This is a genomic window from Maribacter algarum (ex Zhang et al. 2020) (assembly GCF_005885635.1).
GTDB classification, from domain to species: domain Bacteria; phylum Bacteroidota; class Bacteroidia; order Flavobacteriales; family Flavobacteriaceae; genus Maribacter_C; species Maribacter_C algarum.
In genome coordinates this window covers 312,028-329,931 of the sequence record NZ_VATY01000005.1, presented here as the reverse complement: position 1 = coordinate 329,931, position 17,904 = coordinate 312,028, and the positions used below count along the sequence as shown (strand labels likewise).

Genomic DNA, 17,904 nt, shown 5'->3' with positions numbered 1-17,904 from the left:
AAAATAAGCACAGCATATGTCCTTGCTTCTCAAGCATTTTTACAGTAAAAAAGTCACAGTAATTACTCTACTATTTCTGATGTTACTTATGCCTTCATGCAACGAATCATCCAGCAGGGAAAACGAGGTTGGTATTTCAAACGAACAAAAATTATTTACGACAATACACTCAGATGTTTCTAAAATTGATTTTGTCAATACGTTAGAGGAAACCCTAGAATCAAACTACTATCAATACATGTATACCTATATCGGTGGTGGAGTTGCTGTAGGCGATATCAACAACGATGGATTGTTAGACTTATATTTTACTTCAAACTCATCTGAAGATAAACTATATTTAAACCAGGGTAATTTTAGATTTAAGGATATTACAGAGATAGCTGGTACTACCATAAATGATGGATTCAACACAGGTGTCACTATGGTCGATATCAACAATGATGAGTATTTGGATATTTATGTTTCCCGCGGTGGTTGGAAGGACGAGGACAATAAATTTGCCAATCTACTATACATCAATAATGGTGACTTAACTTTTACTGAAAAAGCAGAAGAAATGGGCTTAGCCGATGCCAACCGTTCCATTCAGGCAACTTTCTTTGATTATGATCGAGACAATGATTTAGATGTTTACATATCCAATACACCAGATATAACAAGCCGAACAAAAGTTCTTGATTTGGACAAAATTCATAAAAACCCAAAAACGCTTGAATTGAAAGGAAGTGACCGCCTTTACAACAACGATGGTACAGGTCGTTTTACAGATGTTTCTGTCAAAGCTGGGCTGCAATTTGATATTGGTTTTGGTCTGAACCCTCAAGTTGGAGATTTGAATAATGACGGTTGGATGGACGTTTATGTTTGTAATGATTTCAATACGCCTGATTTAGCCTATATCAATAATGGTAATGGAACCTTTACAGAGTCTCGGGATAAAGTTTTTAAACATATGTCTTTCAATAGTATGGGCAGCGATATGGCTGATATAGACAATGATGGTTTGCAAGATTTAATGACTTTGGATATGAATCCTGAAGACTATATACGCTCCAAAACAACCATGGGCATGACTTCCATAGATCAGTTTGAATTAATGGTTGATAAGGGATATCATCACCAGTATATGCACAATATGTTACAAATTAATAATGGTAATGGAACTTTCAGTGAAATTGGGAATATGTCAGGTATAGCAAACACCGATTGGAGTTGGTCTCTATTATCTGCTGATTTTGATTTAGACGGATTCAACGATGTGTATGTAACGAATGGAGTATATCGAGATGTTATTGATCGTGATAAAAACAATGAAATACTCGAAATTTTAAAGACGAATGGGCGGAAACCAACAGCAGAGGATTTTCTAAGTTTCGCAAAAATGCTTCCACAACAAAAGTTGAATAACTACCTGTTCAAAAATCAGGGTAATCGAACTTTTGAAAATGTTACAGATTCATGGAGCAATACACAACCGACATTTTCAAATGGTGCCGTTTATGCTGACTTAGACAATGATGGTGATTTAGATATTGTCGCAAACAACATTAATGAAAATGTCACTTTGCTTCAGAACAATACCACTAAAAGTATCATAAAATATTATTTGAAAGTGGAATTTGAAGGTCCTCCGACAAATGTATTTGGGGTTGGAACTACCGTAAATCTGTATTTCAAAGATGGGTCTAAACAAACCCGGCAATTAATTAATTCTAGGGGCTTTCTATCTTCTGTTCCTAATATTCTCCATTTCGGTTTAGGAGAACATATGTCAATTGACAAACTTGAGGTTATTTGGCCTGACGGCAAGGTTCAAGAGTTGTTAGACGTTGACGTCAATCAGTTTCTCTATATGAATTATATATATGCGGCTCCAAGGGAACCTAAAAACAAACCAGCCGCTTTATTTACAAAAATAGATACGGATTTTAAACATGAAGACCCTTATTTTAATGATTATAATCTACAAATATTGCTTCCACATAAGCTTTCTCAAACAGGTCCGGCAGTGGCTAAAGCTGACATAAATAATGATGGGCTGGAAGATGTTTTCTTAGGTGGTGGCCATAAGCAACCAGGGAGGGTGCTTTTAGGGCAATCGAATGGTACGTTTAGAGAGAAAAACAATCCAGCTTTTACATTTGACGAGCAAAGCGAAGATGTCGGCGCCGCCTTTTTTGATGTAGATAGTGATGGTGATGAAGATTTATACGTGGTAAGTGGCAGCTATGAATTCCAGAGTACTCCTAAACTGCTAGTAGACCGACTTTATATAAATGATGGTAAAGGAAATTTTTCAAAATCTTCGGATGCCTTGCCACAAGTTGGTATTGCCGGATCAGTCGTAACACCCTCTGATTATGACGGTGATGGCGATATAGATTTGTTCGTTGGAGGAAGGGTAATCACCGGAAGATACCCTCATCCGGCAAGTAGTTTGTTACTAGTTAATACGAATGGAAAATTCGAAATCAGGAATGATGATTTAGCCCCTGAACTAGGGGGTTTAGGTTTGGTCACTGATGCCACCTGGATCGACTTGGACAATGATAAAAAGGATGATCTTCTACTTACCGGAGAATGGATGGGAATACAAGTTTTTCTAAATAAAAACAACAGACTTGAGCGAAGTGAAGATTATAAAAATCTAGTGGATGCCGTTGGGTGGTGGAACAAATTATTTGTAGCGGATATTGATAATGATGGTGACAAAGATATCGTAGCTGGTAATTTAGGTTTAAACTATAAATTTCATGCATCCCCAGAAAAACCATTTGAAATTTACACTTCCGATTTTGATTACAATGGTTCGGAAGATATCATTTTAGCAAAGGACTATAAGGGAAAGCAAGTTCCTATTCGCGGCAAGGGTTGTATGACCCAGCAATTACCTCATTTAGCGCAGACAATACCAAGCTATACCGACTTTGCGAACAAAGATTTGGAAGGGATTGTTGGAAAAGGTCTTGAATCAGCATTGCATTATAAAGCAACTGAATTTCGCTCTGGAATTTTCATGAATGATGGAGGGGGTAATTTTAGTTTTGAACCATTTGCTCTTCAAATACAGCAATCACCCATTAATAGTATTTTATTTTCTGATTTTGATGGTGACGGAATGAAAGATCTTCTATTGGCAGGAAATAACTATCAGTCAGAGGTTGAGACAACCAGGGCCGATGCAGGAATAGGGTCTTTTTTAAAGGGAAATGGGAAAGGTGATTTCCAATATGTTTCCAATTTCGAATCTGGATTTTTTGCAGATAAAGATGTTAGAAATATGGTACTAGCACAATTAGGAGAACAAGAAATGGTAATTGTTGTGAATAACAATGATGTCCATGACTTCTTTAACGTAAACACGAAGAAATAAAAATGGTCCTCGATGGTATCAATACAAGGATTTCGAAAACAATAGCTTTTCTACTGCTATTTTTTTCCATGTTTATTTTTATCGGGAAAGCGCAAGCTCAACAGGATATTTTTGAACAAGCAAGAGCTATTCGTAATGAAAGTCCTGATAAGTCTTTGTATTTATTGGAAAGTGCTTACAGAGACTTTCTTAAGAAGGGTGATACTACAAACGCCATTAAGGCACTTTTGGAAATGCCATTTCAATATGGACAGAAGGTCGACTATGCCAAATCTTATGATGGTCTATGGCTAGCTCTTTTTCTTGCGGACGAATCGAAAGACGATGTTTCAAAGGCAGCCATTTACAATCGCCTGGGAAGACTTTATAGTTTTTTCAAAAAAGAAGGGAAGGCCTTCGAATACCTCAATACTTCATTAAAAATTAAAAAGAACCTGGTGGGTACAGGAGAGTTAAACGAGGCTAGATTAGTACAAAATTATTATCTCATATGCGCTACCTATAGAGAGCTCGACAAACCTAATTTAGGAAGGATTTATCTTGATAGTTGTTTTCTAAAATATGATAAATCTCACAGCCAAATTCAGAAAGCTTATTTAGATTTTGAAAAATCATTCATTCTTTCTCAAGAAAAAAAAAATCAAGAAGCAATAGCTCTTTTAACGAAAATCGAGCCCTGGTTTAAAGAAAATCGTCCTTCATATCTTGTTTTGGTGTACACCTATTGGGGAGATATTTATCGAAGCCTCGAAGATTTACGCCTTAGTGAGATTTATTATGCGAAAGCCTTGGATATCTCCGCTAAGCATAATAGCCATTTGGATTTTTCAATTTTAGTTCATGAGCGATTAGCCAACCTCTATATTGAAAAAGGGGATTTTAAAAAAGCATTCTACAGTCAAGAAAAAGCAAAAAAGCTAGATGCGCAATTTTTTGATAGCCGGAGCTCAACCAACCAACCGCTTTTAGAAATAAAAGATGAGTTTAGAGTAGAAAAAGAAAGGCAAGAAATGCTAATTCAAAAGCAACGATTGGAGCAGTTGGAGCAACAAGATAAGATATCACTTTTACAGCGTATAATCTTGTTAGGCGCTTTGGTCTTTTTGGTCGTTATAGGAATTATTTATTTCAGGCAAATTCGGTCAAAGTACAAAGCCGAAAAACTACTTATTCAACGTAGCAAAGAACTGGAAATACAAAAAGCAAAGGAGCTGCTCGAACTTAAGAATAAAGAGTTGGCGACCTCTGCACTACAGCTGGTCGAAAAGGATGAATTTTTAAAAGAAATTAAAAACAAGTTAAAAGGTGAAAATGGAAGTATCAAAACAGCTGAAATCAATCAAATTTTAAAATCTATCTCGCATAGTAATACCAGCAATTGGGAAGAGTTCAAATTGAGATTTACGGCGGTCAACGAAAAATTTTACCAAAAGGTAACTAAGGAATATCCGAACCTAAGTCAGGCTGATCAAAAAATCTGCGCTCTGATCAAGCTGAATTTTTCAAGTAAGGAAATGGCTAGGCTTCTAGGAATTTCTGTTGAGTCAGTTCATACTACAAGATATAGACTTAGAAAAAAGATGAAATTGGATAGAAGCGTAAATCTAGAAGATTTTATCTCATCGATTTAGTCAATTCGGACCTATGTGAAATGTCAAGTATTTGTCTAGTCCCTATCCTTTTTGCTAACGGTGCAATACACTATTTTGTATTTAATTTTGAAGTTATAGTCCAAAAGGTAATTGGACCCATTGTTTTCCTAGACAACTGTTTGACGTTAAGAAAAGATTTGAATGCGACATATGTCTGGTCTATTATCGAAAAAGCGAATTTTACCCATTTATGAACAGCTTGTACCCGACATTTTTTTTTGTTCTAGTGGGGCTTTCTATAATTTGCCATCATCTTTATTACATATGCTTATTAACTATAAAATACTTCAGTATGAAAAGACTAATTCTAATGCTTTGTCTCCCGGTAATACTTTTCTTAAGTTGCAATAATTCAAACGGACAGACCAATACTAAACGAGAAATGGCAGAAAAAAAATATGAGGCAACGCCCGAACAGATTGACCACTTGGGCATAACGAACCCTGAATATTTAAGTGCTGCGTCTAAAAGAGCGTTGAAATGGCCCGCGGATCTAGGCAATCAATGGTTTATCGAATTTAGTGGACCGGAACCCTTAAAAGGAGATTTGGCCTATGAACCAGGCGTAGTTAGACGTGACCCAAGCGCGATGATCAAGGAGAATGGAAAATACTACGTATGGTATTCAAAAAGTACGGGCAAGACCGACGGGTTCGCTGGTGATATAGAAAACGATAAGGTTTTCCCCTGGGACAGATGTGATATTTGGTACGCCACCTCTGAGGATGGAATTACGTGGAAAGAAGAAGGTATGGCCGTTGCTAGGGGAGAAAAGGGTGCCTATGATGATCGTTCCGTTTTTACGGTCGAAATCATGAAATGGGACGACAAATATTATCTCTGTTACCAAGCGGTTAAATCACCTTATAACGTTCGCGTTAAAAATACCGTTGGTCTGGCATGGGCGGATTCTCCCGATGGACCTTGGACAAAAAGCGAAGAGCCCATTTTACGACCGGCCGATAACGGAGTTTGGAAAGGAGAAGTTCAAGACCGTCATAGTGTTGTGAAGAAAGGCGACTTCGATAGCCATAAGGTACATGACCCTTGCATTCTTCCTTACCAAGGTAAATTCTACTTGTATTATAAAGGAGAGCAAATGGGTGAGGAAATCACTTTTGGCGGAAGACAGATTCGTCATGGTGTAGCAATTGCCGATAACCCAAAAGGACCTTATGTGAAATCTCCCTATAACCCAATTAGTAATAGCGGGCATGAAATCTGTGTATGGCCCTATGATGGGGGAATCGCTTCTTTGATTACGACCGACGGTCCTGAAAAGAATACCATTCAATGGTCACCCGATGGAATCAATTTTGAAATAAAGTCCTCCATTAAAGGGGCGGCCCATGCAATTGGGTTAAACCGCACTGCAGATAACGAAAAAGAGCCAACAGAAATTCTTAGATGGGGATTGACGCATATCTATAACAATTATGACGAGCAGAGCATTATGCGATTTACCTCTAAAAGAAGAACTACCCATAAGGCGAAAGGAGAATAACATATTAATTTAGAATAATGAAAGCCACAGTATACGAAGGAAACAAAACCTTTTCTGTTATAGATAAAGAAATCAAAGCCCCCGGAAACGAGGAAGTTCGAATCAAAGTAGCCTACTCCGGAGTTTGCGGAACTGATGTGCATATCTATCATGGAATGATGGATAAGCGTGTCAATATTCCCGTTACAATAGGTCATGAAATGTCAGGTACCATTGATGCCTTAGGCGATGATGTCTCAGGCTTTGAAATTGGTGAAAAGGTTGTGGTTAGGCCACTTGATGATAGAGGAGTAAAGCCTTCTGATAAAGGGTTTAACCACATTTGTGAGGATTTAAAATTTATCGGTATCGATAGTCCGGGTTCCATGCAACAATATTGGAATGTGCCGGCTTTTACACTCCATAAATTGAAAGCAGAAACCGATTTAAAATTGGCGGCGCTTATTGAACCTTTATCCGTTGCGGTTCATGACGTGCGCCTAAGCGAACTTCAGTCGAGTGAAACTGCTGTTGTATTGGGAGGAGGTCCCATCGGACTCTTAGTAGCTATGGTAGCAAAGGAGACTGGAGCCAATGTTATTGTTTCCGAAGTCAATGAAAATCGAATTGCAAAAGCCAAGGAATTAGGTCTGAATGCTGTGAATCCCATGAAGATTGATTTGGTCGAATATGTCAAAGAACAAACCGAGGGGCGCAGAGCCGATGTGGTTTTTGAGGTGGCCGGCGTGCAACCTGCCTTGGATGTGATGACCGAAGTAGCCGGAATTCGAGGTAGAATTTTGATGGTAGCCATTCATGGGCAGAAAAAAGAAATCGACCTGTTTAAGTTCTTTTGGAAAGAACTGAAACTGATTGGAGCGCGTGTTTACGAGAAAGAAGATTATGAAAAGGCGATTGATCTGATTACCAAAAATGAACTTCCTTTTGAAGAGATGATAACCGATGTGCAACCTTTAAGCAATATTCAAAAGGTTTTCGAAAATATAGATAACAATCCCGATGGAATGAAAGTCTTGATGGATTGTCAAGCTTAATATTAAAACCCAACAATAGAACACAATGAGTGTATTGAATCAATTTAGCCTAAGAGGTAAAACAGCCTTGGTAACAGGATGTAAAAGAGGAATCGGTAAAGGTATGGCCGTTGCATTGGCTGAAGCTGGGGCCGATATTATCGGTGTTAGTGCATCTTTAGAACTGCATGGGAGTATAGTCGAACAAGAAGTCGAAGGTATCGGTCGTAAATTCAAGGCCTACCAATGCGATTTTGGCAATCGTGATTCCCTTTATGCCTTTATCAAACAGGTAAAAGATGATTTTCCTAAAATCGATATTCTGGTAAATAATGCGGGCACGATTTTGAGGGCTCCCGCGGTAGAGCATTCCGATGAATATTGGGATAAGGTCATCGAAGTAAATCAAACAGCTCAATTCGTTTTGACACGTGAATTGGGTAAAGAAATGGTGGCTAGAGGCGACGGTAAAATCGTTTTTACCGCCTCCCTCCTAACCTTCCAAGGTGGAATCACGGTTCCGGGTTATGCCGCTAGTAAAGGTGCTATAGGTCAGATGACCATGGCATTTGCCAATGAATGGGCAGGCAAAGGCGTAAACGTAAATGCTATTGCACCGGGCTATATCAGTACGGATAACACGGAAGCTTTGCGAAATAATCCTGAAAGAAATGAATCCATATTAGCACGGATTCCGGCAGGTCGATGGGGTCAACCGGAAGACTTCAAAGGTCCAATCGTTTTTCTATGTTCTGAGGCTTCGAGTTATATGCATGGCGGAACGATGTTGGTTGATGGGGGCTGGATGGGACGATAACTCCTTTTCATTTTAAAAACAATAACTAGTATACATAATTAGAGAGATTAAATCAAACTCATAATTAGAATATTATGGCAGATATAAAAGAGTATCAATTATTCATAGATGGAAAATGGATTACTTCAACTTCTGGTGAAACCATAGAAGTGGTCAATCCGTCCACGGAAGAAATCGTGGCACAAGTACAAAAAGGAACGGTGGAAGAAGCTCAAATGGCCTTAGAAGCGGCAGAAATTGCTCAAAAATCGTGGAAGAAATTGCCAGCTCGACAACGTGCTGAAATGCTTTACAAACTAGCGAACGAAATTAAAGCCAACGCCGATGATTTAGCGGAGCTTTTAGTCAAAGAGCAGGGCAAACTTTTAAAAGTAGCCAAAATGGAAGTTGCGGTAACGGCCTCTTTCATTGAGTATGCCTGCGAAGGGGCAAGAAGGATTGAAGGTGATATCATTCCCTCGGACAACCCGAACGAACAAATATGGATTCAAAAGATTCCAAGAGGGGTTGTTGTAGCTATTACAGCTTGGAATTTTCCACTGGCCTTAGCAGGAAGAAAATTAGGCCCAGCTTTAGTGGCTGGAAATACGGTTGTCATCAAACCTACATCAGAGACACCTTTAGCAACTTTGGAACTTGGTAATTTGGCCAAAAAAGCAGGACTTCCGGATGGAGTGCTAAACATACTTACAGGACCGGGCAGGGCAATGGGTAATGCTCTAGTTGAAAATCCAATTACCAAAATGGTTACTATGACGGGTTCTACCCCTGTAGGACAACAAATTGCACGAAATGCAGCGCAAAATTTAACGCATGTACAGCTAGAACTAGGGGGAAAAGCTCCGTTCATCGTATTTGAAGACGCCGACATTGATGCTGCGGTAGAAGCGGCTTTGAATTCCCGTTTTGACAACTGCGGACAGGTGTGTACCTGTAACGAAAGAATGTATGTTCATGAAAGAATCTATGATACGTTCATGGAAAAATTCATAGCGAAAACCAAAGCCTTAAAAGTAGGTGACCCAATGTTAGAAGAAACCGACATGGGGCCTAAGGTCAACGCCTCCGAACTAAAACATATGGAACATCTGGTAGAAGTGAGTTTGAAAGAGGGTGCAACCCTTGCTACTGGTGGTAAACGCCCAGAAGGTGCGGCATTTGAAAAAGGATATTGGTTTGAACCAACCGTGCTAACTGATGTCACCCAAGATATGACCATTGTTCACGAAGAGTCTTTCGGTCCTATACTGCCAGTGTTGAAGTTCAAGACTTTTGATGAGGTTGTAGGCTATGCCAATGATTGTGAATACGGTTTAGCGGCTATGGTGTTTACCAATGATATGAACACGATTATGAAGTGTAATGATGAATTGGAATACGGTGAAATCTATGTGAATCGTGGTCATGGTGAGCAGCACCAAGGCTTTCACAATGGGTACAAACTTTCCGGTAGCGGAGGCGAAGATGGTAAATACGGCTTCGAACAATACTTGGAAAAAAAGACATTTTACATTAGACACAAGGCATAAATGTACGCACAGATAAAGACCATTAACTGTACCTTGTTCAGAGTGCCATTGCCTGAAGTAATGAACGACGCCAAACACGGCGACCATACCCATTTTGAATTGGTAACAACCACCATCACTTTGGATGATGACACTCATGGAACAGGTTACACGTATACTGGAGGCAAGGGCGGCCATTCGATAAAAGCAATGGTCGACCATGACATTGCTCCTACTTTAATCGGAAAAAATGGCAACGATGTTGATGGAATTTATGATTTTATGGAATGGCACATGCACTATGTTGGTCGTGGCGGAATCGTTTCATTCGCGGTCTCAACTATTGACATGGCGCTCTGGGATATCAAGTGCAAAAAAGCAAATCAACCGCTTTGGAAAATGGCGGGTGGGGCTGGAAACACTTGTAAGGCTTATTGCGGGGGAATCGATTTACAATTCCCCATTCCCAAATTATTAAAAAACATGGAAGGTTATTTGGCCGCCGGATTCAATGCCGTTAAGATAAAAATCGGTCGCGAAAACCTTGATGAGGATATTGAGCGCATCAAAGCAGTTCGCGAATATATTGGTCAAGATGTGACCTTTATGGTCGATGCCAATTATTCAATGACCGTGGGAAAAGCCATCGAGGCCATCGAAAAATTTCGCCAATACGATATCACTTGGTTTGAAGAGCCCATTATTCCAGATAATTATAAGGGCTTTGCAGCAATAGCCGATGCCACAGGTTTCCCTTTGGCGATGGGCGAAAACCTGCATACCATTCACGAATTTGAATATGCCATGGAACAGGCAAAACTTTCTTTTGTACAACCAGACGCTTCCAATTGCGGTGGAATCACAGGATGGTTGAAAGCAGCGCGATTGGCCAACAAATATAATATTCCTGCATGCTCACATGGTATGCAAGAATTGCATGTCAGTTTGGTCTCGGCCCAACCGAATTCCGGATGGTTGGAAGTACATAGTTTCCCGATTGACCAATATACCAAAAGACCTTTGGTCGTTAAAAATCATCGCGCGGTGGCCCCCGATACGCCGGGTATCGGAGTCGAATTTGATTGGGAAAAATTGAATTCCTATAAACAATAAGTGATTTTCTAGTCGAGCTGTCACATCGAGCGCAGTCGAGATGCGATAACTAATTAGTGAAAAATAAAAATCTTGAAAACAACAAAAACCCATTTCGGCGAGTATAAAGGCAAAGAAGTCCAACTATATACCTTGCAAAACGACAACGGTATGTCGGTCAAAATCTCCAATTATGGAGCTACAATTACTTCCATAATTATCCCCAATAAGAATGGAGAAGCTGAAGAAGTTGTGTGTGGTTTTGATACTTTCGACAACTATTTTGCAGAGGCTTATCAAGCAAATGCACCTTATTTTGGGGGAACTGTCGGGCGCTATTGCTCACAAATCAAGGACGCCCGATTTACCTTAAACGGACAAGAATATGAATTAGCAAAAATCGTTGGTGATAATAACCTTCACGGGGGAAAGGTTGGTTTTGACAAGAAAATATGGAACGTAAAATCTTATGATGAAAACATTTCACAAATCGAAATGACGTTACTAAGCAAACACTTGGAAGAAGGATTTCCTGGAAATGTTGATGTATTGGTCAAGTTTACATTGACCGATGAAAATGAAATCCGAATGGATTATCAGGCCACCACTGATGCCGATACGCCTTTTACGATGACCAATCATACCTACTTCAATTTATCCGGATTTTCAGATAATGTAGAGCAGCATACGGTGCAGATTCATTCTGGCAAAAAACAGGTTTGGGATGAAACCGGTGCCGCTACCGGAGAAAATATTTCGGTGGCAAATGCTGCCGATGATTTGAGAAGCGCTAAGGCCATTGGGGAAGTCCATAAAGCCTTGGGAGATGGTTTTGAACATTTTTACCTGTTCAATGAGAAGGGATTTGATTTGGATAAGGTGGCTGAAATTTATGAACCAACGAGTGGAAGATCTTTGGGAATCTCGACTACTGAGCCTGGAATGCTTTTTTATACCGGTAAATATACTTCTGATGCGCTTAAAAGAGAGTCAGGCTTGCAATATGGGAAGTATCGGGGATTTTGTTGCGAAACGCATCGGTACCCGAACGGACCAAATATTCCGGGCGCTCCGAAGAGCATCCTCAAAAAAGGAGAGATTTATGACAGCAAGACCATTTTCAAGTTTAAATGGTGAAACATAACCGAACTGTCATTTCGAGCGGAGTGGAGAATAAACAACGACCAATTTCGACGGCATCTCGACTCCGCTCGATGTGACCTGATAAAAACAATAAAATTTAGAAACTATGACCACAGGAGTATTGTTAGCTATTTTCGCCGGATTAATGCTAGGCCTCTATGCCCTACCTGAAAAATTCACCAAAGATTTCAAGTATGAGAATACTTGGAGTCTTTTCTTTTTATTGACCATGTTCGTGGTCCCTATTATAGCTTCTGTAACCTTCATCAATGGTTTTGGAGAGGTATTCGGCAATATGCCGATGGACATTTGGATACAAATGGGGCTCACTAGTTTTCTCTGGGGTATTGGTGTTATGATGTGGAGCAAGGCGATAAACCATATTGGACTTTCACTTGGTTTTTCCCTTTTTATCGGAACGGTTATTTTGGTGGGGTCCTTATTGCCATTCTTGGTAGACGGCTTACCTGAAAATAATGTATTGGTTTTCATACTCCTCGGAATCGCAATAGTGTTGATTGGAGTAATTCTAAACGGTAAGGCCGGGCTTCTTCGAGAAAAAGATGAAGCAAAAAGCGAAAAAGATTCCGATGAGCGGAAGAAAGGTTCCATGACAACAGGTATTTTGATAGCAGTAATCGGAGGGTTATTAGCAACGGGATTCAGTTATGCCAACGCAGCGGGTGCACCTTATCTACAGGAAACTCTAAAAAAGTATGATAATGCGGACTGGATTACAGGCGTTGCGGTCATGTTTCCCATATTCATCAGCGGTGGAATTGTCATGACAGCCTATTTTTTATGGCAACTAAGTGCAAAAAAAGCATGGGGTGATTTTAAAACTTCAGCCTTTGCAAAAAACTTCTTTTTGATTTTAATCATGGCCGTTTTCCATTATGCGGCCTCTGCCCTATTCGGCTACGCCGCCTCAAAATTAGGCGCTTCCGGTAATACAGTTGGCTATGCGATTTTCAACACTTCAGCCGTTGCCACGGCCATTATGAGCGGACTCATTACAAAAGAATGGGTAAAGGCTTCGTCAAAAGCTAGAATGGCACTTTACGGGGGATTAGCCTGTATGATTATAGGAATTGTTATTATAGCTTATAGCAAGAGTTTGGGCTAATTAGCAATTCAAACTTTAGTTCCTAATTTGTCAGTATTCGTCGAAGTCCACAATTTGTTCTAGAGCATGAAACATTTGATGCCTTAATACGGCTGGGGCTTCTGAAAGAATAGTTGTAAATTCTCAACTCAAAATGACTCCATAATGAAACAAATTCAATCTTTAATTATTGTTCTCCTACTTTTCTCAATTAACGTAGTCTCTACCCAAGAAATTCAAGGGGAACTAAAAAAATGGCACAAAGTAACATTGGTCTTTGAGGGGCCCGAAACTTCCGAAAGGGCAGAGGAAAATCCTTTTCTGAACTATCGCTTAAATGTCACTTTTAGTCATCAAGCATCTGGTGAAGTTTTCATTGTCCCCGGATATTATGCCACAGATGGCGATGCGGGAAACAGCGGTGGAGAATTGGGTAATATTTGGAAAGTCCATTTTACACCTGACCAGATTGGAGAATGGAATTACGCGGTAGATTTCAAAAAAGGTAAATGGGCGGCGGTACGTACTTCTGAAAAATTGAAAACCGGTGAATTTATGGACGGCGCTAGTGGAACATTCACAATTGGTGAGTCAGATAAAACAGGAAGGGATTTTCGTGGAAAAGGACGTCTGCAATATGTAAGCGAGAAATATTTAAAATTTCAAAACGGAGAGTACTTTTTAAAATGCGGTTCGGACGCCCCAGAAAACTTTCTGGCCTATGACAAGTTCGATGGTACATTTCACAACGATGGGCATAAAGATAATTTAGTCAAAACATGGTCGGCACATCTTCAAGACTGGTCAGCAGGTGACCCTACTTGGGGTGGCGGTAAAGGGAAGGAAATCATAGGAGCGGTTAATTACCTAGCATCCAAAGGAATGAACGCTTTTTCATTTTTGACCATGAACATCGCTGGTGACGATCAAAATGTTTTCCCCTATGTAGATTATGATACTTGGGACCGGTTTGATGTTTCAAAATTGGACCAATGGGAAATTCTGTTTGAGCATGCAGACAAATTAGGTATGTTTCTTCATTTTAAGACTCTCGAACATGAAAACCAAGGTTTACTGGATAATGGAGGCACTGGATTATATACTAAGTTGTATTACCGAGAATTAATCGCAAGATTCGGGCACCATCTAGCTTTGAATTGGAATTTAGCTGAGGAAACTGGCGACTGGACAGAAACTCCACCTACCTTTCCCTTAGATGCCAAAGAGCGCATTCGATTGGCGGAATATATTTCAGAAATAGACCCATACGATCATCATCTGGTGATTCATAATGGGGCTTGGTACGACCCGCTTTACGGGCCGAATACAAAATTTACCGGTGCATCTTTACAAACCAACAAACCTGATTTCAGTCGAGTTCACTCACAAACATTGAAAGTTATTGAAGAGGCTGAAAGTGCAGGCAAAGTCTGGGCCGTTGCCGTTGATGAACCGGGCGACGCACAACATTCATTGATAACGGATGAAGAAGATCCTAAGCATAACGATGCCCGGAAAAATGGCCTCTGGGGAGCCATGATGGCAGGTGCCTGGGGTACGGAATGGTATTTTGGCTATAAGCATCCGCATTCTGATTTAAGCTGTCAAGATTATCGTTCAAGGGATTTATTTTGGGAACAAGGTAAAATATGCCTTGACTTTTTTAACAACAACGAAATTCCCTTTTGGAATATGGAATCGGATGATTCCTTGATTTCGTCTAAAGGTGATTATGTTTTAGCAAAGCCAGGGGATATGTACGTGGTCTACCTCAAAAATGGTGGGGAATCTACTTTAGATTTTGGGAATTCGAATTCAGAATACGATGTGTTGTGGTATAACCCACGAAAGGGCGGTGAGCTCCAAAAAGGAAAGATAAAATCCATTTCAGGTTCTGGAAAGCAGTCTCTTGGCTTACCCCCTATTAAAAAAGAACGGGATAACGATTGGGTGGTATTGGTTACCAAATCTTGACTCCTAATGTCGTACGATTTACTAAAACAACATATCAAAAAAAATGTAAACCTCTCGGTAACGGAATTAAATCAGATATGTGACTATTTCAAACCCTTAAGTTTCAAGAAAAAAGAGTTTTTATTGAGCCAAGGGAGCCTCTGTAGATTTGAAGGCTTTGTCACGGAAGGTTGTTTTAGGGTCTTTACGTTAGACAAAAAAGGAAACGAAAACACGCTTTACTTTGCGGCCAAAGATTGGTGGTTGATGGATATTGACAGTTTTATGCATCAAACCACTTCTGATTTGAATATGCAGGCTTTAGAAGATAGTGAAGTGCTTCTGATCAACAGAGAAGATAAAATTGCGTTGTATGAAGCCCTGCCGACGGTGGAAAAGCTCTTTCGAATCATGTTCCAAAAAGGACTGGTTTCATGGCAAAGGCGACTAGTTCGTAATCATTGTTTAACCGCAAAAGAACGCTATTTTCATTTTATTGAAACCTACCCCGATATTGCATCAAAACTTACCGATAAACAAATAGCGGGTTACCTCGGTATACGTCACGAGTTTTTAAGTAAAATCAAAAAAAGCGAAAATTAATTTTCGCTAGTTGAACTTGTTCAACTCTTTTGATAGCTACATTCAGGATATTTGTATCTCTACAATATAAATAGCAATGAAGACAAAGATTTCAATATCAAAAAGTATTACATCCTTACTACTGTTAATTCTAATAAACACTGGGGTTGTTTATGCGCAAACTTCAACGGACATTTCACATGAAGATGCCCTTAAGGCCGTATTGGCCGCTAAGGAAAAAGCGGAACAATTAGATGTCCTGGTGAACATTGCAGTCGTTGATGCGGGAGCGAACTTAAAAGCGTTTATTCGTATGGATGATTCCTTTTTAGGAAGTATTGACGTCGCCATTAAAAAAGCAAAAACATCTCGCTATTTTGATATAAATACAGGTGATTTAGGTAAGTTAACACAACCCGGAGGTATAATCTATAACATTGAACTTTCCAACGACGGACTCGTTACCTTTCCTGGCGGAGTTCCAATCAAAAATGAAAACGGAAAAATCATAGGGGCTATAGGCGTTAGCGGTGGAACTATTGAGCAAGACCATGATATCGCTTCCGTAGGGGCAAATGCAATCATAGAATAACCAATCCCTTAAATGTATAAAACTTTCAAATTATGAGAAATCTAAAAATATTCTTCGTTTCTATCGTACTGCCTTTATCGCAAATTTGTTTGTCGCAGACCACAGGTGATTTAATGCCGTATATGCAGGATTTCAAGAGTGTATCCGCAAATAATACGGTCACGATTACCAGTTATGAAAAAAATGGTTCGCATTACGTTTATGCAGGAGGCTTTGGAGGCATTGATATCTTCAGTCTGAACAAAGAGGGCAAATTATCACCAATTGGTACCCAAGATCTTTACAAGAAAGAAGGACCTGCTAGAGGTATGGTTGCGGATAATATTGACGGTACCGACTTTTTATTTGTAGCCAATAAGCATGGTAACGCCATTGAAACATTTAAGATTTTAGACAATGGGCTTTTGGAACAGGTTTCCTTAACCATGGATACCGATAAAACCCACCTTGGTATTGCCATAACCCTGCAGGTCGTTCATATGCAAAAGGCATCCTATCTCTTTATTGGGGGCTTAGAGGAGACACCTGGCTTAAGTAGTTTCAAAATTCAGAGTGATGGAAAACTTTCCCATGTACATTCTATGAAGGATGATGAAACCATTTTTACGGATGGTATCATCGGGATGTTCATCCACAAAATCAAAGGGAAAACATTTTTATATACCGGAGGATTTCAAGACAATGGTGTGAGTAGCTTTAGGGTATACGAAAACGGCTCGTTCAAAAACATAAATAATATCGGCGACAATACCACGGATAGATTTCTGACGGGAGCCTACCCCGTAACCGGAGTACAATTAGGGGATAATTATTATGTCGTTGTCGGTCATAGACATCATAAATATTATAAAAGAGGTGGTTTCATTAAAAATCCGGACTTCTTTTACCATGGTGATGGTGTAAGCGTTTTTAAGGTGAATAGAAAAGGAGCCTTAGTACCACATTTCGTTTTAAAGGATGATGAAAACACAAAACTTCAGGGCCAAACAAGAATAGAAATTGTTTCGGTAAATAATAATGAGGCTATACTTGCCGTAGGCACAAGAGATGACGCTAGTATTCAGCTCTGCAGATTAGATGAAAACGGAACGCTTACGCCTTTAAATTATTTGGAAACCGGATTTTCGATTTATTACGGTTTACGATCGCATCAAATCGAAGATTCCAACTTCCTCATTGCAGGCTCTAATCGATTCGATTTAAAAAAGATAGCCGCCTACAAAGTTTCCCCTAAAATTGATAGAGGCAGAAAAGTATTACGGCATATCGTAAACCTAAAATATAAAGAAGAAGCCACCGAAGCACAGGTTGACGAAGCTGTAAAAGCTTTTGAAGATCTTAAAAATGAAATCCCTGAAATTACGCATCTTGAATGGGGAGTTAACGATAGTAAAGAAGGCGCTAGCAAAGGTTTGACCCATACGTTTACCCTCACCTTCAATGATGACCACGGTCGGGAAATTTACTTATTTCATGAAGCTCATATCGCCTTGGTCAATAAAATCGGTCCCATAATAGGCGATGTATTGGTGATGGATTATTGGACGGAAAAATAGAATTAATTACC

13 protein-coding genes are annotated in these 17,904 nt (G+C 39.6%); all 13 read left to right on the top strand.

The annotated features are described in order from the left end of the window. Positions 1–16: 16 nt before the first annotated feature. The 13 genes from FEE95_RS20300 (at position 17) to FEE95_RS20240 (ending at position 17,893) form a co-directional block, all read left to right on the top strand. Positions 17–3,376 carry a VCBS repeat-containing protein gene (locus tag FEE95_RS20300; protein WP_138659861.1) on the top strand — a complete coding sequence of 1,120 codons (3,360 nt, stop codon included), beginning with the start codon at positions 17–19 and terminating at the stop codon, positions 3,374–3,376. A 68-nt stretch (positions 3,377–3,444) separates the two neighbouring features. After that, complete coding sequence (locus FEE95_RS20295) at positions 3,445–5,007, top strand: helix-turn-helix transcriptional regulator (RefSeq protein WP_171037098.1); 1,563 nt, start codon at positions 3,445–3,447, stop codon at positions 5,005–5,007. A 313-nt stretch (positions 5,008–5,320) separates the two neighbouring features. Continuing rightward, on the top strand, positions 5,321–6,532 hold the full coding sequence (locus tag FEE95_RS20290; RefSeq protein ID WP_138659859.1) for a glycoside hydrolase family 117 protein: 1,212 nt from the start codon (positions 5,321–5,323) through the stop codon (positions 6,530–6,532). A 17-nt stretch (positions 6,533–6,549) separates the two neighbouring features. Continuing rightward, positions 6,550–7,566, top strand: a complete 1,017-nt coding sequence (locus FEE95_RS20285; RefSeq protein ID WP_138659858.1) for a zinc-dependent alcohol dehydrogenase — start codon at positions 6,550–6,552, stop codon at positions 7,564–7,566. A 25-nt stretch (positions 7,567–7,591) separates the two neighbouring features. Next, entirely contained in the window at positions 7,592–8,362 is a 771-nt protein-coding gene (locus tag FEE95_RS20280; RefSeq protein WP_138659857.1) for an SDR family oxidoreductase, read from the top strand. A gap of 74 nt (positions 8,363–8,436) precedes the next feature. Next, complete coding sequence (gene aldA / locus FEE95_RS20275; RefSeq protein WP_138659856.1) at positions 8,437–9,891, top strand: aldehyde dehydrogenase; 1,455 nt, start codon at positions 8,437–8,439, stop codon at positions 9,889–9,891. Further along, positions 9,892–10,983 (top strand): mandelate racemase/muconate lactonizing enzyme family protein, encoded by a 1,092-nt coding sequence (locus FEE95_RS20270; RefSeq protein WP_138659855.1) that lies wholly within the window; start codon positions 9,892–9,894, stop codon positions 10,981–10,983. Between the two features lie 72 nt (positions 10,984–11,055). After that, positions 11,056–12,099, top strand: a complete 1,044-nt coding sequence (locus FEE95_RS20265) for an aldose epimerase family protein (protein WP_138659854.1) — start codon at positions 11,056–11,058, stop codon at positions 12,097–12,099. A gap of 112 nt (positions 12,100–12,211) precedes the next feature. Then, positions 12,212–13,231, top strand: coding sequence for an L-rhamnose/proton symporter RhaT (locus FEE95_RS20260; protein ID WP_138659853.1), 1,020 nt, complete (start codon positions 12,212–12,214; stop codon positions 13,229–13,231). A 144-nt stretch (positions 13,232–13,375) separates the two neighbouring features. Next, positions 13,376–15,184 (top strand): DUF5060 domain-containing protein, encoded by a 1,809-nt coding sequence (locus FEE95_RS20255; RefSeq protein WP_138659852.1) that lies wholly within the window; start codon positions 13,376–13,378, stop codon positions 15,182–15,184. Between the two features lie 6 nt (positions 15,185–15,190). Continuing rightward, on the top strand, positions 15,191–15,766 hold the full coding sequence (locus tag FEE95_RS20250; RefSeq protein ID WP_138659851.1) for a Crp/Fnr family transcriptional regulator: 576 nt from the start codon (positions 15,191–15,193) through the stop codon (positions 15,764–15,766). Between the two features lie 76 nt (positions 15,767–15,842). Continuing rightward, a complete protein-coding gene (locus FEE95_RS20245) occupies positions 15,843–16,337 on the top strand; it encodes a GlcG/HbpS family heme-binding protein (RefSeq protein WP_138659850.1) in 495 nt (164 codons plus the stop codon). Between the two features lie 32 nt (positions 16,338–16,369). Continuing rightward, a complete protein-coding gene (locus FEE95_RS20240) occupies positions 16,370–17,893 on the top strand; it encodes a Dabb family protein (RefSeq protein WP_138659849.1) in 1,524 nt (507 codons plus the stop codon). The last annotated feature ends 11 nt before the right edge of the window (positions 17,894–17,904 follow it).